The sequence below is a fragment of the Streptomyces sp. RLA123 genome, assembly GCF_056270165.1.
Window position 1 is genome coordinate 696,102 of sequence record NZ_JBWDOR010000003.1, and the last position, 20,063, is coordinate 716,164.

The window sequence follows — 20,063 nt, forward strand, 5'->3', positions numbered from 1 at the left end:
CCTCCGGACAACGGCCCCGGCGACCTGAACGACCGTTCCACAGCACGACCTTGGGAGCCACACGTGCGGAAAGCACTCCTGCCCGCCGTACTTGCCACCGCCGCCGTACTCGTCACCGCCGCCGTCGCCGTCGCGCATGCGCGCGGATCCGGATCCGGATCCCCATCCGGCGACCCGGCGGAGGCCGCTGACGGACTGCGCGTCGGGGCCACCTGCTCGTCCGACTTCGCCTTCGCGACCGAGGTCTCGTGCGGGCTGACGCACTTCGGGGACGTCCGCCGGCACTGCTCCGGCACGGGCACCGCCCCCTGCCCCCGGACCCGCTCCGTCACGCTCAAGAACGTGGGGCGGACGCCGGTGCGGCTCGTGGCGGTCAGCGGATCGGCACCGGGTGAACGTCACGAGACCGTCTCCCGCACCCTGCCCGCCGGCGCCTGGGAGGTGCTGGGTCCGCGGGCGGGCGACGCCTTCCTCTTCGACATCGTGCTGCGTTCGGGGGGCGGCCGGGCGACGGTCGGCGTCACGGGCGTCTCCTGACGCGGCGCGAGGCGTCACAGGTCCAGCAGCGCCTGCTCGACGACCTCGGTGAGCGCGGGGTGGATGTAGAGCACGTCCTTGGCGACGTGGTCCACGCTCTGCCCCAGGGCCATGGCCTGGATCAGGGGCTGGATGAGCGTCGCGGCCTGGGGGCCGATGATGTGGGCGCCCAGGAGCGTGCGGTCCGCGGGGTTCGCGAGGATCTTCACGAAACTGGTGGTGTCCTCCAGCGCCCATCCGTACGCGGTCCCGGAGTAGTCGCGGACGCTGACGAGATACTCGATGCCGCGGCGGCGGGCCTCCTGCCCGGTCAGGCCGACGCCCGCGATCTGCGGATGCGTGAACACCGCGTGCGGCACGACCGAGGTGCCGAGGGTCCTGATGTCGTCGGGGTGGAGCAGGTTGTGACTGACGAGGCGCACCTCGGCGTTCGCCCGGTGCTTGAGCTGGAAGTGGTTCGCGACGTCGCCCAGCGCCCAGACGCCCGGTACCGAGGCGCGGCACGCGGCGTCGGTGGCGATGTGGCCGTCGGAGTCCAGTTCCAGCCCTCCGGCCACGGCGTCCAGCCGGTCGGTGTTGGGCCGGCGGCCGACGCACACCAGCATCGCGTCCGCTTCGACGACCTGTTCGCCCCGCGGTCCCCGCACGGTGACCGCGACGCCGTCGCCCCGCCGTGCCACGGAGGCGACCTCGGTGTCGAGCAGGACCCGGTGCCGTCGCGAGGCGAGTTCGGTGAACCGCGCCGACACCTGCTCGTCCTCGGACATCAGCAGCCGCTCCCGGTGCTGCACGATCGTGACGTCCGCCCCGAACGCGTCGAGGACGTGGCCGAACTCGGCCGCGATGAACCCTCCGCCGATGACGACCAGGGACGCGGGCACCTCGTCGATCCGCATGATGGTGTCCGAGGTGTGGTAGGGCACGGTGTCGAGCCCGGGGATGTCGGGGATCACCGGGCGCGACCCGACCGCCACGACGATCGTCTCCCCGCTGATCTGCTCGGCGCCGACCTGCAGCACCTTCGGCGCGACGAAGCGGGCCGCTTCGGCGTACACGTCGACGCCGCTGTCCCGGCGGAAGCGCACCGCGCTTTCGTGGAGCGGGTCGATCCGCCCGAACACCCGGTCGCGGACGGCCCGCCACTCCACGGGTTCCACCGTCGCGCGGACGCCGAGCCGTGCGGCCTCCCGCGCCTCCACCACCGCGTCGGCGGTGACGACCAGCATCTTGCTGGGGATGCAGCCCCGGTTGAGGCACGTCCCGCCGAACCGTCCTGGGTCGACGGCCGCGGAGCGCAGATGGGCGAATTCGTCGCTGAACAGCATGTTGCCGCTGCCCATTCCCAGAACCACGAGGTCGTAGTGCTGCACGTCCGTCCGCCTTCCGTCCCTGATGAGTCCGTTTCCTCCCGATTCTGACCCCTCCGGTCGCCTCCGCGCGGTGGGCCACACCGCCCCCGGACGCGTTGTCCCCGGCCGGACCCCGGCGCGGTCGCCGGGTTCCGGCCGGGGACGGCCGAGCGGATGACGGGTGATCAGACGCCGTGGCCGTGGGCAGCGGTGACGTGCAGGGTCACCGGAACCGGGCTGATGGCGTAGGGTGTGTCGCCGCTGAGCGTGATCTGCGTGCGGTAGTCGCCCGGCGCGGTGACGTCCGGGGACGCGGAGTCCAGGACGACGGTGACCGTGGTGCGCCGGCCCGGCTCCAGCGTCACCTGGGAGACACCCGACGTCAGCCAGCCGGTGCCGGAGGGCTGGGCCAGATGGACGGTCACCGGTGCGGTGCCGGTGTTCGCGAGGCGCAGCCGCGCGGTCGTGTGCCGGCCCTGGACGACGGTGCCGCTGATCGTGCCCGGGTTCGCGGTGACACGTCCGGCGCCGACGGCGAGGTCCGTGCGGGTCACCCGGTCGGCGTGCACCGCGGTCCTCTGCGTGACCGTGGTGTAGCCGGACGCCGTCGCGCTGAGGGTGTGGCGGCCGGGGCCCGCGGCGAACAGGGTGTAGAAGCCGTCACCGACGGCCGGGTCGTCAGGGGTTGCGACGGTGGTGGTCGTGGTGACGGGTTCCGAGCCGAGGTCGGTGACGGTGGCGCCGACCAGACCCGCCCGGGTGTTGGCGTCGCGGACGGTGCCGAAGGTCAGGCCGCCGGGGGCGGGCACCAGGGTGCGCGTCGCGACGAAGACGTCGTCGATCGCCCAGTGGTAGCCCCAGTTGGCGACGAAGTGGAAGCGCAGCCGGACGGCCTTGTGCCCGGCGAAGGCGCCGAGGCCCACGTGAACGGTGCGGTTCTGGACGGTGTCGCTGGTTTTCGGCGAGGACCAGGCGCTGGTCCAGGTGGCGCCGCCGTCGGTGGTGACGTCCACGCTCATCTGCTGGTTGTTCGGGTTGTACCCGTACTCGGTCCTGAAGGACAGCTCGGCCGACTGCCCGGCGGAGAAGTCGAGGACCGGGCCGATGAGTTGGCTGTCCTGGTGCGGGCCGATCGGTCCGTTGTCGCTCTCGGCGACGGCGAAGGCCCCGCTGCCGCCCGTGAGGTTGCCCCGCTGGATCGGGTCGTCGAACACCCAGCCGCTGTCGGTGCCGGGGGCGTCGACGACGGTCCAGCCCTGCGGCGCGCCGGTGGTGGAGTCGAACGTCTCGGTGCCGCCCTCGCGTTCGAGGGTGTAGCCGACGGCCGTCGCCGCGTCGGGGTCGGCGGTCAGCGCGAAGTCCGCGGTGACCTGGCGCTCGCCGACGGCGACCTGCCCTCCTCCGGGACGGTAGCCGGGCAGGCTGCTGGTGACGTCCAGGGTGTACGCGGCGCCCTGGGGCAGGTCCAGCCGGTACGCGCCGGTGGCCGGATCGGTCCACACCGGGGTCTCGGGCGAGCCGGCGACCGTCACCTCGGCGTAGAGCGGCCAGCCGTGGCCGGAGCCGTCCGTGACCTTCCCGCGGACGGGCTTGCGCGGGATCGGGGCGAGCGCCACGTCACGCGTCAGGGACTGGCCGTCGGCGATGGTGAGCGTGGCGGGGGCGGTGGCCGTGTAGCCGAAGGCCTTCACCGTCAGGTCCTTCACGGTGCCGGCGGGCAGGTCGAGGGTGTACGCGCCCTTGGCGTCGGTCGAGGCGACGTCCAGTCCGGAGCCGACGGTCGCGTGGGCGACCGGCTTGCCACTGGCGGAGTCCTTCACCGTGCCGGACAGGGTGCCGTGCGGGCCGCTGCGGAAGGCGGCGAGGCCCGCGGGCGTGCCGAGGCCCGTGGGGCCGTCGTAGCCGGGGCCCCCGGTGCACAAGTAGGCGGTGTCGCACGTGCCGTTGGATCCGGTCGTGACGTCGTTGAGGCCCGCGCCGCCGGCCGCGTAGGGGTAGGCGTTGGGGTACGTGCCCGGGCGCGGGGGGCCGGCGAGGGCGTAGAGGGAGGCGATCACCGGGGTCGCGACGCTGGTGCCTCCGTAGCGCTGCCAGCCGGTCCCCTGGGCGCCGTACGTCAGGTACACGGCGACGTTGTCGGCCACGGCGGCGACGTCCGCGACGCTCCGCCCGGTGCAGCCGGTGTCCTTCTGGAAGGAAGGCTTGGCCTGGTTCTGCGCGCAGCCGGAGCCGGGTCCGTAGTGGTCCCGGGCCCAGACCGTCTCGGACCAGCCGCGGGCGGAGCCCGGGTCGGCGGTGAGGGTGGTGCCGCCGACGGCGGTCACGGTCGGCAGGGTCGAGGGGAAGGAGACCCCGTACTTGTCGTCGCCACTGGCCGCCACCACGGCGACGCCCGGGTGGTCGTATGAGGCGCCGTAGGTCGCGAGGTCACCGGCGAGGTCACCGAGCCGGCCATAGGAGTTGGAGACGTACTTCGCGCCGAGGGCCACGGCCTCGTCCACGCCTGCGGCGAGGTTGTCCAGGCCGTCGTTGTCGGTCACCACGAGCAGGATGTGCGCGCCCGGGGCCGCCGCGGACACCATGTCCAGGTCCAGGGCGACCTCCCCCGCCCATGCTCCACTCGGCTGCGGGTAGGAGGTGCCTCCGCGCTGGTCGACCTTCTGGAAGCAGCCGTTGGCGGTGGTGCAGGGCGGCAGACCGTACTGCTGCCGGTAGACGGCGAGGTCGGCCTCGGCGTTGGGATTGTCGTAGGCGTCGACGATCGCGATCGTCTGCCCCGCGCCGCCGTCGGCGGGCAGGCTGTAGGCGCTCTGGATGTCCTGCGGGCCCAGGCCGGCAGGGGTCGCCGAGGCGCTGAGCCGCAGGAGCGGCGGCTGACCGGTGGCGCGCAGCGCGTAGCAGGCGGCGCGGCCCTTGCCAGGGGTGTCGCAGACGGGCTCGAGGTCGGGCGCGGTCTCGTGCGCACGCGCTGTGGGCGCGGAATGGGCGGCGGGGGCGGCAGGGGCGGCTGCGCGGGCGACCGGTGCGGTCGGCCGGGCCTGCGCGGCCGGCTGAAGGCCCAGCACCGCCAGGGCCGCGACGCCCAGGACGGCCGCACCGCGGCCGAGCACGCGGAAGGCCGGTGAGGCGCTTCTCGCGGAGGGGGATATCGACACAATCAACCAATCCGGACAGGACCCCGAATTCGGGGCCGGTGACGGCGGATTCACGGATCCGCCGACGAACCATTACCGGACCTGCATTGACCATGTGTCAATACCTGGTTTGTTGCCATCACATGTCGCCGCCATCTTGCTGCGCATGATTCAGGCCACGGGTAAAACGTTCCCAAAAACCGGTTCACCGCCCGGCGGGAAACGGGATGCCGTTCAGGCCATGAGGAGGTATGACCTGGTGAACGGTTCTCCCTTCATGGCGAATCCGCATCAGGTGCCATGAAGTCGGGCAGACCGCCTGACGTTTCGTGTGCGGTGACGTGGAATTCCCGGAGCCGATGCTTCCCACTTGTGCAGGCGCACATTCTCTCCCCGGGTCCCGGGTTGCCACGGGAGCGGCCGAGGACAAGAATCCGGTCTCGACGGAAAGAGAACCGTGCACCGGGCAATCAGAAATGCGGCCAGGTTCCGGGAATTCCGTGTGTCCCGGCGTCCCGGGACTGGACCTCGTCGTCGTCACCCTGGCCGGCTTCCGCGCGGCCGGGATGCCCGGCTTCGGTCGCTACGCCCCCGCCCGCGCCTGTGCGGTGCTCGACCGGCTCGACCGGCTCGACGGGGACATCGCCCGGATCCCGGCCGCCAAGGCGCGCCCCGACGCCGACGGAGCGTTCCGCGACTCCGGCCGGTGACTGGACAATGCCAACTCGCTCTACGGGTCGGTCAAGAACGACGACGACGGCCATGGCCTCGCCGCCCCCTGGACGCCGCCGACAGCGCCGGATTCCCGCTGGAGCCGCACTTCTCCCTCGACCGCCGCCCCCGCCCGTGCAACACGTACCTGGAGCGGGAACGCGCCGGCATCCGTTGCCGGGCCGGGGCTCCGCCCCGCTGCCGGCGGCGGTCGGGACCATCGCGCGCACGGGCGACGTACGCGTGCAGCGGCGCCTCTTCGCCCGCGTCGAGGCGGCGGGACGGCGCGCGGGACGCGGCGCGGCGCCGGACGCGTGGGGTCAGGACCTCGCCCTGATGCGACCGCGGTGACTACGCGGGCCAGTGGTACCCGAGGGCGAAGTCCACCACGACGGCGAAGGTCAGGTACATGAGCCAGCAGGCGGTGAGGATGCGGAACAGGCCCATCGCCCGCTCGGTGACCGGGACGCCGACGGACATGGCGAGCTTGGCGGCGTAGACGAAGAAGAGGCCGATGAAGACGATCCCGACGGGCCAGTCCTTCACCGCGAAGAACACCGTCGCGCCCAGGGCCGACAGGACCATGTAGGCCACCGAGACCCCGGCGTTCACGCGCGGGTCGTTGCCCCGGTAGCGGTCCCAGCCCAGCGCGAACCAGTGGATGCCGTAAGCGGAGAAGGCGAGCGCCGCCATGTAGAGGGTCGGCGCCTCGAACACCTCGAACCACGTGAGGCCGACGAAGAGGATCAGACCGGCCAGCAACTGGCAGAGGCCCGGAAGCCAGATCCCCCAGGTGCCCAGCGCGCGGTCCACGCGCTCGTCGCGTCGGGGCCAGCCGAACAGCTCCTGCGGGCCCCAGATCAGGTAACCGGTGCCCAGGCCGAAGAAGCCGCGGGCGAGCGGCGGGTACGCCGACACGGGAAAAATGACATCCATGAATCGCCAATTCCCGGCAAATGGTAAATAATGCCCGCCGGACCGGGCCACGCGCGGTCCCCCGCCGCCGTCCGGTCCCGGACGCAAGGCGGCGGCGACGTCTCCGTCACCGACCGACCGAATGGATGTGCAGGGCTCCCCATGAACGTGCCGACGCATCCCGGCCTCGACGGCGGTCCGGTGTACCTGGACTACAACGCCACCACACCCGTCGACCCGCGGGTCGTGGAGGCGGCGCGGCCCTGGCTGGAGCGCTGGTTCGGCAATCCGTCCAGCGGGCACGCCGTCGCGGCGCGGCCGAGGGCGGCCCTCGCGCACGCCCGTGAGCAGGTCGCCGCGCTCATCGGGGCCGGAGCGGACGAGATCGTGCTCACCGGCTCCGGCTCCGAGGCGGACACGCTCGCGCTGCGCGGCGCGGTGCTGGCGGCCCCGGCCGGCCGGTCGCGGGTGATCACCCAGATCACCGAGCACCCGGCCGTGCTGGAGACCTGCCGCGCGCTGGAGCGGCTGCACGGGGTGGAGGTGGTCTGCCTGCCGGTGGACGGCGAGGGCCTGGTGGATCCCGCCCGCCTGGCCGCCGCGCTCGACGACCGGACCGCCGTGGTCTCCGTCATGGCCGCCAACAACGAGACCGGCACAGTCCAGCCCGTCGCCGAACTGGCCAGGCTGGCCCGGGCGCACGGCGCGCTCTTCCACTGCGACGCCGCCCAGGCGGCCGGCAAGGTCGTGCTGGACGTTCGGGGGCTCGGGGTGGACCTGCTGACCGTCGTGGGCCACAAGATGTACGCCCCGAAGGGGGTCGCCGCGCTGTACGTACGGCGGGGGGTCGGGCTGGAGCCCCTGGTGCACGGCGGCGGGCAGGAGGGCGGGCTCCGGGCGGGCACCGAGAACGTCGCCTTCGCCGTCGCCCTGGGGGCCGCCGCCGAACTGGCCGCCGCGGAGCTCGCCGACGGCGGCGACCGGCGGACCGCCGCGCTGCGCGACCGACTGCACGGCAGCCTCGCCGAGGCGCTTCCCGGGCGGGTCCGCCTCAACGGCTCCGCCCGGCACCGCCTGCCCGGCACCCTCAACGTCAGCATCGACGGCACGGCGGCCCACAAGCTGCTCGCCTCCGTGCCGCTGCTCGCGGCCTCCACCGGTTCGGCCTGCCACAGCGGCGCCCGCACGGCCTCCCCCGTCCTGCGGGCGATGGGCCTGGACGACGCCCGCGCCCTGGCCGCGGTACGGATGTCGGCCGGACGCTGGACGACCGGTGCCGACGTCGACCGGGCCGCCGGCCTGCTCGTCGCCGCGGTCCGCTCCCCCGGGACGGCCGGCCCCGCCTGAGTCCGCGCCCGCCCGGACTTGCGAGCGGCCTCCCGGCCGGTAGCGTCGAGAGGACGCAGGGCCACCGCACGAAGGAGCAGGCGGATGGGCTGGAAACGGTTGATCGAGGCCTGGCCGGTGTACCGGCAGCTGACCGGGACGGACCCGCTGGGGCGCGGCATGGCGACCCGGTCGAAGCGCTCCGCCGGACTCGGGTCCCGTACCGAGAGCGCGGACCGTGTCGTCGACTCCGTGTGCCCGTACTGCGCGGTCGGCTGCGCGCAGCGCGTCTTCGTCAAGGACGAGAAGGTCATCCAGATCGAGGGCAACCCCGACAGCCCGATCTCCCGCGGCCGGCTGTGCCCGAAGGGGGCCGCCAGCAAGCAGCTGGTCACCGGCCCCCACCGTGAGCAGCGGGTGCTCTACCGGCCGCCCTACGGCACCGCGTGGCAGGAGCTGGACCTGGACGCGGCCATGGACATGATCACCGACAGGGTTCTGGACGCCAGGCGCCGGGGCTGGCAGGACACCGACGAGCAGGGCAGGACGCTGCGCCGGACCATGGGCCTGGCGAGCCTCGGCGGCGCCACGCTGGACAACGAGGAGAACTACCTCATCAAGAAGTTGTTCACCGCCATGGGCGCACTGCAGATCGAGAACCAGGCCCGTATTTGACACTCCGCCACGGTTCCCGGTCTGGGAGCCTCGCTCGGGCGCGGCGGCGCCACCGACTACCTGCAGGATCTGGTCAACACCGACTGCATCATCATCATGGGCTCGAACATGGCCGAGGCCCACCCGGTCGGCTTCCAGTGGGTGACCGAGGCCAAGGCGCGCGGCGCCCGGGTCATCCACATCGACCCGCGGTTCACGCGGACCAGCGCCCACGCCGACCAGCACATCACGGTGCGCGCCGGCACGGACATCGCGTTCCTCGGCGCCGTGATCAACCACATCCTCACCAACAACCTGGACTTCCGGGAGTACGTGACGGCGTACACCAACGCGCCGTTCCTGCTGAACGAGCAGTACCAGGACACCGAGGACCTGGACGGGCTGTTCAGCGGCTACGACCCGCACAGCGCCGCGTACGACGCGTCGAGCTGGTCGTACGCGGGCACGCCGGCGGAAGAACGGCCGGGCGGCCACGCGAAGGAGACCTCCGAGCCCTACCAGCACGGCGCCAAGGGGCCGTTCGTCGAGCACGCCCCCGGGGAGATCGAGGCCGATCCCACCCTGGAGCATCCGCGGTGCGTGTTCCAGGTGCTCAAGCGGCACTTCTCCCGCTACACCCCGGAGATGGTGGAGCGGATCTGCGGCGTGCCCCAGGACCTGTTCCTGGACGTGTGCCGGGCCTGGACCGACAACTCCGGCCGGGAGCGCACCACCGCGCTGGTGTACAGCGTGGGCTGGACCCAGCACTCCGTCGGCGCCCAGTACATCCGGGCAGGGTCGATCGTCCAGCTCCTGCTGGGCAACATCGGCCGTCCCGGAGCGGGGATCTACGCACTGCGCGGTCACGCGAGCATCCAGGGCTCGACGGACGTGCCCACCCTGTTCAACCTGCTGCCCGGCTACCTGCCGATGCCCGATGTCGCGCACGAGACCCTGTCCGACTACCTGGACGGCGTCCGCGGCCCGGAGCAGAAGGGCTTCTGGGGCGACGCCGACGCCTACATGGTCTCGCTGCTGAAGGAGTACTGGGGCGACGCGGCGACGGCGGAGAACGACTACTGCTTCGACTACATGCCACGCGTCAACGGCGACCACGGCACCTACCGCACCGTCATGGACATGGTCGACGGGAACAAGGTCTTCGGCTATTTCCTGCTCGGCCAGAACCCCGCGGTCGGCTCGGCCCACGGCCGCCTGCAACGCCTCGGCATGGCGAACCTGGACTGGCTGGTCGTCCGCGACATCACCATGATCGAGAGCGCCACCTTCTGGAAGGACGCGCCGGAGATCGAGACGGGTGAGATCGTCACCGACCAGTGCCGTACGGAGGTGTTCTTCTTCCCCGCCGCGTCGCACGTGGAGAAGGCCGGCACCTTCACCCAGACGCAGCGGATGCTGCAGTGGCGCGACCAGGCCGTCGCCCCGTCCGGGGACCAGCGCTCCGAGCTGTGGTTCTTCCACCAGCTCGGCCTGCGCCTGAAGGAGCGCCTGGCGGGTTCGACCGATGAGCGCGACCGCCCGATCCTCGATCTGGCCTGGGACTACGAGACCGAGGGCGACGAGGCGTCCCCGTCGGACGTGCTGCGCCACATCAACGGCATCGACCTGCGCACCGGCCGCACGGTCGACAGCTACCTCGACCTCACGGCGGACGGCAGCACGGCGTGCGGCTGCTGGATCTACAGCGGGGTGTACGCCGGTGAGACCAACCAGGCCCGGCGCCGCACGTCGCACCTCGAGACCGGACCGTACGACCCGGAGTGGGGCTGGACCTGGCCCCTGAACCGCCGCGTCCTGTACAACCGCGCCTCGGCCGACCCGCAGGGGCGGCCCTGGAGCGAGCGCAAGAAGCTCGTGTGGTGGGACGAGGAGGCGGGTGAGTGGACCGGAAACGACACGCCCGACTTCGAGAAGAACAAGCCGCCGGACTACCGGCCCCCCGAAGGGGCGTCGGGCCCGGAGGCGCTCGGCGGCAGCGACGCGTTCATCATGATGCGCGACGGGAAGGCCTGGCTGTTCGCCCCGGCGGGGCTGGCTGACGGTCCCCTCCCCACGCACTACGAGCCGCACGAGTCGCCCGTGCGCAATCTGCTCTACGGCCAGCAGGGCAACCCGGTCCGCAAGGTCTACGGGCGCCCGGACAACCCGTCCAATCCGGCGCCCCCCGAGGCCCACAGCACGGTGTTCCCCTTCGTGTTCACCGCGGCGCGGCTGACCGAGCACCACACCGCGGGCGCCATGAGCCGGCAACTGCCCTACCTGGCGGAGCTCCAGCCGGAGCTGTTCGTGGAGGTGTCGCCGGAGCTCGCTGCCGAACGCGGCCTGCGGCACCTGGACTGGGCGCACGTGATCACCAGCCGGACCGCGGTCGACGCCCGCGTGGTCGTCACCGACCGGATGGCCCCGCTGCGCCTCGACGGACGCGTCATCCACCAGGTCTGGATGCCGTACCACTGGGGCTCGACGGGGCTCACCAAGGGCGACGTGGTCAACGACCTGATCGGCGTGGTGTGCGACCCGAACGTGTTCATCCAGGAGAGCAAGGTGCTGACCTGCGACGTAAGGCCTGGGCGCCGACCGCGGGGCCCCGCCCTGCTCGACTACGTCGCCGACTATCGCCGCCGGGCCGGCATCACCGCCGAGACCGGCACCCGCATAGCGACAACGGGTGGCCACACCTCGCGGGCCCACACCGAACCGGATCCGCCGGAGGAGCCGTCATGACGCACGAGCAGAGCCTGTACGGACCGCTCGCGGACCCCGCCGGGGACGCCGGCCACCGCGACCACCCGCCCCGGGTGGGCTTCTTCACCGACACCTCCGTGTGCATCGGCTGCAAGGCCTGCGAGGTGGCCTGCAAGGAGTGGAACGCGGTCCCCGAGGACGGCATCGACCTGCTGGGCATGTCGTTCGACAACACCGGGATGCTGGGCGCCAGTTCGTGGCGGCATGTCGCGTTCATCGAGCAGCAGCGCCCGTTGGGGCAGCAGGACGCGGGACTGTCCGGACTGCCCGTCGGCCCCAGCAGCGTCGACGGAACGACCGAGGTGGTGGCCGACGCGCTGGAGGCCGCCAAGCGCGGCGGCGGCGACCTCGGCACCGCGCCGGTGGACCTGGGGTTCCCCTCCTTCGACCTGCCCGGGTCCGGCGGCGGCGTCGAGAACCGCACCCAGTTCCGGTGGCTGATGTCCTCGGACGTGTGCAAGCACTGCACGCACGCCGGGTGCCTGGACGTGTGCCCCACCGGGGCCCTGTTCCGCACCGAGTTCGGGACCGTCGTGGTGCAGCCCGACATCTGCAACGGCTGCGGCTACTGCGTGTCCGGCTGCCCCTATGGCGTCATCGACCGGCGGCCGGACGACGGGCGCGCCTGGAAGTGCACCATGTGCTACGACCGGCTGCGCGACGGCCTGGAGCCGGCCTGCGCCAAGGCCTGTCCGACGGACTCCATCCAGTTCGGCCCGCTCGACGAGCTGCGCGAGCGGGCCGACCGGCGGCTGGCGCAACTGCAGGAGGCCGGGGTCGCCGATGCCCAGCTGTACGGCCGCGATCCCGACGACGGCGTCGGCGGCGACGGCGCGTTCTTCCTCCTGCTGGACGATCCGGAGGTCTACGGCTTCCCGCCGGACCCGATCGTGCCCACCCGTGACCTGGTGTCGACCTGGAAGTTCGTGGGCGCGGCCGCCTCGGCGATGCTGGTCGCCTCGGCCGCCGTCTTCCTGCGCGGGGTGCGGCGATGAGCGGCGACGAGGGGGCACCGCGCGACGGACGCGGACCCGGCGCCAAGGGCCACGGCGGCGGCCGGGGCGGCCGGGGCCGCGACGACGACGGGAGCCGCGAGCAGCCCATGGTGCCGCGCGCCGACTTCCGCTCCTACTACGGGCGGCCGGTGCTGAAGCCGCCGGTGTGGGAATGGAAGATCCCTGCGTACCTCTTCACCGGCGGACTGTCGGCCGGTGCGGCCCTGATGGGCGCCGGCGCCGATCTGACGGGACGCCCCGAGCTGCGCCGGGCGAGCCGCATCGGTGGCTTCGGCGCGCTGCTCGTGAGCATGTACCTGCTGGTCGCGGACCTCGGGCGGCCCGAACGCTTCCACCACATGCTGCGGGTCGCCAAACCCACCTCCCCGATGTCCGTGGGCACCTGGGTCCTCGTCGCCTACGGTCCCGGCAGCGCGCTGGCGGCCGCCGCCGAGGTACTGCCGGCCTCCGTGCGCGCCACTCTGCCCGGCCGGCTGCTGCGGGCGGCGGCGCGCCCGGCCGGCCTGTCCGCGGCCCTCCTCGCCCCCGGGGTCGCGTCGTACACGGCGGCGCTGCTCTCCCAGACGGCGGTACCGGCCTGGCACGGCGCCCGCCAGGAACTGCCGTTCGTGTTCACCGGCTCCGCCGCGGCCAGCGGAGGCGGCCTGGGCATGCTGGTGGCGCCGGTGGCGGAGGCGGGTCCCGCACGGCGCATCGCCGTGATCGGCGCGGCGGCCGAGATCGTCGCCTCCCGGCTGATCGACCGGCGACCGGGCCTGGTGACGGAGGCCTGGACCACCGGCCGCCCGCACCACCTGCGCAAGGCGTCGGAGTACCTCACCCTGGGCGGCGCGCTCACCGCGCTGACCCTCGCCCGCCGCAGCCGCCCGGCCGCCGCCGTGAGCGGGCTGGCGCTGCTCGCCGGCAGCGCCCTGCAGCGCTTCGGCACCTTCGAGGCGGGCGTGACGTCCACGAAGGATCCCGCCTACGTGGTCAAGCCGCAGCGCGAGCGCCTCGACGCGCGACGCGAGGGGCACGACGGCGATTGACATCCTCCCCGCCCTGAAGGACGGGGATTCCCGGCGCACGCGGGCTGGGGACCAGCGGTCCGCCGGCGCTCGCACGATCGGCACCAGCCGGGTCGAGACCAGCGCGGACCAGCATCACGCCGTGCGGCGTGCCGCACGGGACCTCGGCCACCGAGGACGGCGACGCCCCGCCACCCGCACGGGGCGGTGGCCCGCGCTCGGGCTCAGCCGGTCGCCGGCCCGACCGCGGTCCCGCCCGGCGTCCCCGGTGTGGCGCGGGCACCCCGTGTCGCGGCCGCCGTAGCCTGACGGGGTTTCAGGGGGACCGGAACGAAGGTGCACGAGATGGACCGCGATCACGCCTCCGCCGCGCCTCCCGACGTGCGGCGACGACTGCCGCGCACCGACACGCTGTTGGCGGACCCCCGGCTCGCCGCGGCGGCGGAACGGCTGGGACGGGGCCTGGTGAAGGACGTGGTCGCCCGAGTCCAGGAGCGGGCGCGGGCGGGCGAGGTGCCGGTCGCCGATGTCGCCGAGCACGCGGTGGCCGCGCTGCCGGCCACCGCGGCCGGACTACGGCCGGTGCTCAACGCCACCGGGGTGCTGCTGCACACCAACCTCGGCCGGGCCCCGCTGTCGGCCGCCGCCCGCGAGGCCGTCATGGCCGCGGCCGGGACCACGGACGTGGAACTGGACCTGGCCACCGGCGAACGCTCCCGCCGGGGGCGGTCCGCGCTGGAGGCCCTCGTGCGGTGTGTGCCGGACGCGGAGGCCGCCCTCGTGGTCAACAACGGCGCGGCGGCGCTGGCGCTGGCCGCGACCGCGCTCGCCCAGGGGCGGGAGATCGTCGTCAGCCGCGGCGAACTCGTGGAGATCGGCGACGGCTTCCGTCTGCCCGACCTGCTCGTCTCCACCGGCGCCCGGCTGCGGGAGGTCGGCACCACCAACCGCACCACGCCTGCGGATTACGCGGCGGCCGTGGGGCCCGACACCGGCTTCGTCCTCAAGGTGCATCCCTCCAACTTCCGCATCACGGGCTTCACGCGCGAGGTCCCCGTCGCGGAACTGGCCCGGCTCGGTGTGCCCGTGGTGGCCGACATCGGCTCCGGCCTCCTCGCCCCGGAGCCGGTGCTGCCCGAGGAGCCCGACGCGGCAAGCCGGTTGCGCGCGGGCGCGTCCCTCGTCACCGCGAGCGGCGACAAACTGCTCGGCGGGCCGCAGTGCGGGCTGGTGCTCGGCCGCGCCGACCTGGTCGAGCGGATGGCGCGTCACCCGCTGGCCCGCGCGCTGCGCGTGGACAAGCTGACCCTCGCGGCGCTGGAGGCGACGGTCCGCGGGCCCGCCACCCCGACCCGTACGGCGCTGCACGCCGACCCCGCGCGGCTGCGGCAGCGCGCCGAACGGCTGGCGGAGCAGTTGCGCGCGCAGGGCTTCGACTGCGGGGCGGTCGGCACGGAGGCGGTGGTCGGCGGCGGCGGGGCACCGGGTGTCACTCTGCCCAGCGCCGCCGTCTCCCTGCCCGCCGCCTACGCGGCCCGGCTGCGGCGGGCCGACCCCGCCGTGATGGCCCGCGTCGAGGACGGCAGGTGCCTGCTGGACCTGCGGGCACTGCCGGAGGATGCGGACGGGGTGCTGGCGGCCGTCGTGCTGCGTGCCGGGCCCCGGCTGGACGGGGAGACCTGAGGATGCACGTCGTCGCCACCGCGGGCCATGTCGACCACGGCAAGTCCGCGCTGTTGCGGGCCCTGACCGGGATGGAGCCCGACCGCTGGGCGGAGGAGCGGCGGCGCGGCATGACGCTGGACCTGGGGTTCGTGTGGACGCGGCTGCCGGGCGCCGGGGACATCGCCTTCGTCGACGTACCCGGCCACGAACGGCTGGTGGGCAACATGCTGGCCGGGGTCGGGCCCGTGCCCGCCGTCCTCTTCGTGGTGGCCGCCGACCAGGGGTGGCAGCCGCAGTCCGAGGAGCATCTGGCCGTCCTGGACGCCCTCGGAGTGCGGCACGGCGTCCTCGTCGTCTCCCGCTGCGACCTCGCCGACCCCGGTGCGGCACGGAAGCAGGCCCTGGCCAGGATCGCGGAGTCCTCGCTCGGCGAGGTGCCGAGCGTGGCCGCAAGTCCCGTGACGGGCAAGGGGCTCGATGAGCTGCGGACGGCCCTGACCGCCCTGGCTCACGACCTGCCCGTCCCCGATCGCGCCGCCGACGTCCGGCTGTGGATCGACCGGGCGTTCACGGTGCGGGGCCGCGGCACCGTGGTCACCGGCACTCTCGGAGCGGGCACCGTCGCGGTCGGCGACCACCTCCGCCGCGCGCGCGACGGACGCCCCGTACGGGTGCGCGGCCTCGAGTCCCTCAAGGAGCCTCGGGAGCAGGTCGGGGCGGTCGCGCGGGTCGCGGTCGACGTGACCGGTCCCGGCTCCGGTGACCTGCGCCGCGGTGACGCGCTGCTCACCCCCGACCGCTGGCTGACGACCGATCAGGTGGACGTGCGGCTGCGCGGCGACGCCGCCGGGGACCTGCCCCGCGAGCTCACGCTGCACGCGGGTTCGGCGGCGGTCCCGGTGACGGTCCGTCCGCTGGGCGCGGACACGGCCCGCCTGCGGCTGGCCGCGCCCCTGCCGCTGCGCGTCGCCGACATCGCGCTGCTGCGCGATCCCGGGCGGCATCGCGTGGCCGCGGGAATCACCGTCCTCGACGTGCGTCCGCCGCGCCTGACCCGCCGGGGGGCGGCGGCGGCCCGGGATGCGGACCTGCGGGCGGCGTCCGGGCCCGCCGACGGGGCGGCGGAGCTGCGCCGCCGCGGCCTGGTGCGCCGCCCGGAGCTGCTCGCCATGGGGGTGCTCCCGCCGGCCGGCCCCGTGGCCGGGGACTGGCTGGCGGACCCGGCCCACTGGGCGGACCTGCGGGTGCGGTTGTGCCGGGCCGTCGACGACCACGCCGAACGTCACCCCTTGGAGCCGGGCCTGCCTCTGGAGGCGGCACGTCAGGCGCTGGGTCTGCCGGACCGCGCTCTGGTCGAGGCGCTGCTGACGGCCGGGCCCGGGCTGCGTCACCGCGACGGGCGGCTCTACGGCAGCCGGGGCCGCCCCGCGCTCCCGCCCCCGGTGGCGGCCGCCGTGGACGCGGTGCGCGCCGACCTGGCGCGTACGCCGTTCCGCGCCCCCGAGGCCGACCGGCTGGCGCACCTCGGGCTGACCCCGAAGCTGCTCGCGGCCGCCGAGGCCGCGGGGGCGCTGCTGCGGATCGCGGAGGGCATCGTGCTCCTGCCGAGCGCGGACGAGCGGGCGGCGGACGTCCTGGCGCGGCTGGAACAGCCGTTCACCGCGAGCGAGGCACGCCGCGCCCTCGACACCACCCGGCGGGTCGCCATCCCGCTGCTGGAGTACCTCGACCGGCACGGCCGCACCCTGCGGCTGGACGGAGCGCTCCGCCGCTGCCCCGCGGCGGGCCCGCCGGAGGAACCGGGCGGCCCCGATGCGGGGTGAGCCGTCCTGGGGCGACGCACCGGCGGAGACGGACGGGAATCGAACCCGCCTGCCCGAGTTGCTCGGACACCTCGGTTTTGAAGACCGGGAGGGCCACCAGGCGCCTTTACGTCTCCCTGCCGGGCTGTCAGCACCGTCACCACGGCGCCGTTCCGGCCACGCGCCCATCGAACCCGCGGCCCATGGGCCTGTCAACGCGCCACACGGCGCCCCCTCCCGCGAAAGGAACGACGCACCGATGACGGGAACCGACGTCCGCCAGGACAGCGTGCGACTGACGCAGTACGCCCACGGCGGCGGCTGCGCCTGCAAGATCCCTCCCGGCGAGCTGGAGGAGATCGTGGCCGGGCTGACCTCCGGGGCAGGGACGAACGGCACCGCGGCCGGGCTGCTCGTCGGGCTCGACAGCGGCGACGACGCCGCCGTCGTCCGGCTGCCGGGCGGATCCGGTTCGCATGCCGTGGTCGCCACCGCGGACTTCTTCACGCCCGTCGTCGACGACCCCTACGACTGGGGCCGCATCGCCGCCGCCAACGCGCTGTCCGACGTCTACGCCATGGGCGGCACGCCCCTTGTCGCCGTCAACCTGCTCTGCTGGCCCCGTGAGGTGCTGCCCTTCGAGCTGGCCCGGGAAGTGCTCCGTGGCGGCCTGGACGTCGCCACGCAGGCGGGCTGCTTCGTGGCGGGCGGCCACAGCGTCGACGACCCGGAGCCCAAGTACGGCATGGCGGTGACCGGTACCGCCGACCCTTCCCGCCTGCTGCGCAACGACGCCGGGCGGCCCGGGATGCCGCTGTCGCTCACCAAGCCGTTGGGCCTGGGCGTGCTCAACAACCGCCACAAGACGACCGGCGAGGTCTTCCCGCAGGCCGTGGAGACCATGGCGACACTCAACCGGGCGGCATCGGAGGCCGCGTTGGCGGCGGGCGCGGTCTGCGCGACCGACGTCACCGGTTTTGGCCTCCTCGGGCACCTGTACAAACTGGCGCGCGCCTCCGGCGTGACGGCGATGCTCGACGCCTCCGCCGTGCCCTTCCTCGACGGCGCGTGGGACGCCGCCCGCGCGGGCCACATCAGCGGCGGCACGCGCCGCAACCTCGACTGGGTCGCGCCCCACACCGACTTCGGCGGCACCGACGAGCTCACCCGGCTCCTCCTCGCCGACGCGCAGACCTCCGGCGGGCTCCTGGTCGCCGGCGAGGTGCCGGGGGCGCCGGTCGTCGGCGAACTGGTGCCCGCGGGTCCTGCCCGGCTGGTCGTCCGCTGACGCGGGCGGCGGGCGCGACGGGAAACGCTGTCGGGCGCCGCGGCTCCGGCCGCGCGCCCTCGGTGCCTCCGGCCGACCGGTTCACCACCGCGGGCGGGACAAGGTCGAACCCTGTACACGCTTCCCCTCGCACTCGGGCCATGGAACGCGAGGCTCACACCTTCACTCGTTCTGCACACCGTGTGCGGCTGACGGAGGCGTTGCCAGCAACGCCGGGGCCGGGGCGGCGACACCCTCAACGCATCGGAGGGTCTTCGCAAACCCCTGTTCAACGCGCGAGAAGCACGCGGACCCGAGAGTTCTGCGCGGACGTGACCCAAGGGCCACGGAACCCGGCCCGCCGGGACCACGTTGTAAGATCGATCCACAGCCATGGCGCTCGGCGGTGTGTTTCTCCACCCGAAGGACCGCGGGCATGCGGTGATCCGGCAACCGCACCGGACGGCTGCGGCAGGGGGACAACGGCACGAACGATTTCACCGCGCATCGGGTGAGCGGTACGGGGCGCCTTGCCTGCCGGCGCGGCAGCCGGCCGGTGGCTCCGGAACGGGCGCGCGGGACCGTCAGGTCGCGGCGCGGTAGAGGCCACGGCCGGCGCGCTGGGCGCGGGACGCGCCGACCAGCCGGTCGAGGGTGCTGCGCACGGCGTTGATGCTGCCCGCGTTGGCGTCCCGGCCCAGGGCGGCGGCGACGTCGCGGGCGCGGACCTCGGCGCCGTCGGTGGTGGCCAGGTACTCCAGGATCTGCTCGGTGAGCCTGCCGTAGCCCGGTTGTGCGAAAGCGTGGGCGTCGTCGCTCTCCGGGCCGGGCTCCACGGGCTCCGTGTCCGGTGCCACCGGGACCGCCTCGGACGCGGTCACGGGCGTGAGGTCGGGGTACCGGCCCACGAGGGGCCACGAGTCGGCGGTCCTGGGGCGCCCGATCGTGGCCGCGTCGGGGACGGCCGACGGCATGAGCTTCCGGAGGGCGTCCAGTGCCTTGTGTACGGAGCACAGATGCGCCGCGACGGCCGCCAACTCACGCTCGAGCCCCTGCTTCTGGGCCTGGAGCCGCTCCGCCTCGTCCCTGAGGGCTTCTGCCGTGGCCTCAATGTCCCGGGGGGTGTGCGTCATTGAGTCCAGGTGTCCTCTCGTCCTCGACCGGCCGGCAGCTTCCAATATGGCACGTTCCGGCGTTCCTGATATCCGTCGTGGCAGGTAAAAGCCACAACGGATGAACACCCGCACGCCGGATGACAGATTAGTACGCCGAACTGTGAGGTGATCACAACAGATCGTCCCGGATCCCTTGCCCGAGAAATCGTTACCATCCGCCCGATGTGACGCATCTCGCAAGGGCTCCGCGCGGTGCGCCAGGAGGCCGACATCGCAGGTGGGCCGCCCGCACCAACGTGCGGCGGCACCGGGCTCCGGCCGTTCCGCCGTCCTGGCGCGTCGCAATGCGACGGCCTGCCTCGACCCGGCTGACCCGCTTCCTCTCTTTTTGTTGGGCGATGTCGTTCACATACGCGCTCCAAGGGATCAATGCCGCCCACAAATGAACACGCGCGGCAGAATGCCGCGCGCGGTCACCGCGACCCGGGACCGGTCCCGGAAGGTGCGCCGGAAGAAGATCGCCCGGACGACGACGGGCGGGCGGGCGGGCGGGCGCATCGTGGGACCGCCCTTGCGGACCGGGTGGCCAGAAACCATGGCCCAGCGGCGGCCCGGGCCCGTCATGGCAGTTCACCTGGGCACCTGATGTGCCGTCACCATACGGCGGGCGCCGGCCGGCCGACCTGTGCTTGTCACCGAGGTTTCTCCCGCGAGCCCTTGGCGGTTGATGTGCACGTCTCCGCGCGGGGCTGTGATGGCGTTCGATCGCGGTGCCCGGAGGACCGGCACCGCGGAGGAC

General features: G+C 73.5%; 13 protein-coding genes, 1 tRNA gene and 1 pseudogene. 9 read left to right on the plus strand and 6 right to left on the minus strand.

Annotated features, from left to right (window positions below; translation table 11 throughout):
• The first annotated feature begins 63 nt into the window (after positions 1-63).
• Positions 64-537 carry a hypothetical protein gene (locus RV983_RS03090; protein ID WP_475984203.1) on the plus strand — a complete coding sequence of 158 codons (474 nt, stop codon included), beginning with the start codon at positions 64-66 and terminating at the stop codon, positions 535-537.
• A 14-nt stretch (positions 538-551) separates the two neighbouring features.
• On the opposite strand, the gene RV983_RS03095 is transcribed toward RV983_RS03090, so the two are convergent.
• A complete protein-coding gene (locus RV983_RS03095) occupies positions 552-1,907 on the minus strand; it encodes a mycothione reductase (RefSeq protein WP_475984204.1) in 1,356 nt (451 codons plus the stop codon).
• A 164-nt stretch (positions 1,908-2,071) separates the two neighbouring features.
• Complete coding sequence (locus tag RV983_RS03100; protein WP_475984205.1) at positions 2,072-5,041, minus strand: carboxypeptidase regulatory-like domain-containing protein; 2,970 nt, start codon at positions 5,039-5,041, stop codon at positions 2,072-2,074.
• A gap of 500 nt (positions 5,042-5,541) precedes the next feature.
• On the opposite strand from RV983_RS03100, the pseudogene RV983_RS03105 reads away from it, so the two are divergent.
• Positions 5,542-6,082 (plus strand): annotated as a pseudogene (locus tag RV983_RS03105) (hypothetical protein); the annotation flags it as partial.
• Here the strand turns inward: RV983_RS03105 and RV983_RS03110 are convergent.
• The gene (locus tag RV983_RS03110) at positions 6,083-6,649 is read right to left on the minus strand and encodes a hypothetical protein (RefSeq protein WP_475984206.1); all 567 of its coding nucleotides are present in this window, start codon (positions 6,647-6,649) and stop codon (positions 6,083-6,085) included.
• Positions 6,650-6,808: 159 nt separating this feature from the next.
• Between RV983_RS03110 and RV983_RS03115 the strand changes: the two genes are divergently transcribed.
• From RV983_RS03115 to RV983_RS03140, 6 genes are all read left to right on the plus strand, one after another.
• Positions 6,809-7,993 (plus strand): cysteine desulfurase family protein, encoded by a 1,185-nt coding sequence (locus tag RV983_RS03115; protein WP_475984207.1) that lies wholly within the window; start codon positions 6,809-6,811, stop codon positions 7,991-7,993.
• Positions 7,994-8,077: 84 nt separating this feature from the next.
• On the plus strand, positions 8,078-11,371 hold the full coding sequence (gene fdh / locus RV983_RS03120) for a formate dehydrogenase (protein WP_475984208.1): 3,294 nt from the start codon (positions 8,078-8,080) through the stop codon (positions 11,369-11,371).
• On the plus strand, positions 11,368-12,387 hold the full coding sequence (locus RV983_RS03125) for a 4Fe-4S dicluster domain-containing protein (protein ID WP_475984209.1): 1,020 nt from the start codon (positions 11,368-11,370) through the stop codon (positions 12,385-12,387). Before fdh ends, RV983_RS03125 begins: the two co-directional genes overlap by 4 nt.
• Positions 12,384-13,436: an NrfD/PsrC family molybdoenzyme membrane anchor subunit gene (gene nrfD / locus RV983_RS03130; RefSeq protein WP_475984210.1), complete on the plus strand. Its 1,053-nt coding sequence runs from the start codon at positions 12,384-12,386 to the stop codon at positions 13,434-13,436. Before RV983_RS03125 ends, nrfD begins: the two co-directional genes overlap by 4 nt.
• A 324-nt stretch (positions 13,437-13,760) precedes the next feature.
• Complete coding sequence (selA, locus tag RV983_RS03135; protein ID WP_475984211.1) at positions 13,761-15,098, plus strand: L-seryl-tRNA(Sec) selenium transferase; 1,338 nt, start codon at positions 13,761-13,763, stop codon at positions 15,096-15,098.
• A gap of 2 nt (positions 15,099-15,100) precedes the next feature.
• The gene (locus RV983_RS03140; RefSeq protein WP_475984212.1) at positions 15,101-16,903 is read left to right on the plus strand and encodes a SelB domain-containing protein; all 1,803 of its coding nucleotides are present in this window, start codon (positions 15,101-15,103) and stop codon (positions 16,901-16,903) included.
• A gap of 23 nt (positions 16,904-16,926) precedes the next feature.
• Here RV983_RS03140 and RV983_RS03145 read toward each other — a convergent pair.
• A tRNA-Sec gene (locus RV983_RS03145) sits at positions 16,927-17,019 on the minus strand.
• Between the two features lie 122 nt (positions 17,020-17,141).
• Here RV983_RS03145 and selD point away from each other — a divergent pair.
• On the plus strand, positions 17,142-18,170 hold the full coding sequence (selD, locus tag RV983_RS03150; RefSeq protein ID WP_475984213.1) for a selenide, water dikinase SelD: 1,029 nt from the start codon (positions 17,142-17,144) through the stop codon (positions 18,168-18,170).
• Between the two features lie 563 nt (positions 18,171-18,733).
• Here the strand turns inward: selD and RV983_RS03155 are convergent.
• Together RV983_RS03155 and RV983_RS03160 are read right to left on the minus strand one after the other, a co-directional pair.
• On the minus strand, positions 18,734-19,282 hold the full coding sequence (locus RV983_RS03155; protein ID WP_475984214.1) for a hypothetical protein: 549 nt from the start codon (positions 19,280-19,282) through the stop codon (positions 18,734-18,736).
• 408 nt (positions 19,283-19,690) lie between these two features.
• The gene (locus RV983_RS03160) at positions 19,691-19,888 is read right to left on the minus strand and encodes a hypothetical protein (RefSeq protein ID WP_475984215.1); all 198 of its coding nucleotides are present in this window, start codon (positions 19,886-19,888) and stop codon (positions 19,691-19,693) included.
• Between the last annotated feature and the right edge of the window lie 175 nt (positions 19,889-20,063).

Excerpts from the sequence above, each read along its gene's own strand:
- RV983_RS03115 (WP_475984207.1), top strand. The coding sequence starts at position 6,809 with ATGAACGTGCCGACGCATCCCGGCCTCGACGGCGGTCCGGTGTACCTG.
- nrfD (WP_475984210.1), top strand. The coding sequence starts at position 12,384 with ATGAGCGGCGACGAGGGGGCACCGCGCGACGGACGCGGACCCGGCGCC.
- RV983_RS03125 (WP_475984209.1), top strand. The coding sequence starts at position 11,368 with ATGACGCACGAGCAGAGCCTGTACGGACCGCTCGCGGACCCCGCCGGG.
- selD (WP_475984213.1), top strand. The coding sequence starts at position 17,142 with ATGACGGGAACCGACGTCCGCCAGGACAGCGTGCGACTGACGCAGTAC.
- RV983_RS03160 (WP_475984215.1), bottom strand. The coding sequence starts at position 19,888 with ATGACGGGCCCGGGCCGCCGCTGGGCCATGGTTTCTGGCCACCCGGTC.
- selA (WP_475984211.1), top strand. The coding sequence starts at position 13,761 with ATGGACCGCGATCACGCCTCCGCCGCGCCTCCCGACGTGCGGCGACGA.
- RV983_RS03140 (WP_475984212.1), top strand. The coding sequence starts at position 15,101 with ATGCACGTCGTCGCCACCGCGGGCCATGTCGACCACGGCAAGTCCGCG.
- RV983_RS03155 (WP_475984214.1), bottom strand. The coding sequence starts at position 19,282 with ATGACGCACACCCCCCGGGACATTGAGGCCACGGCAGAAGCCCTCAGG.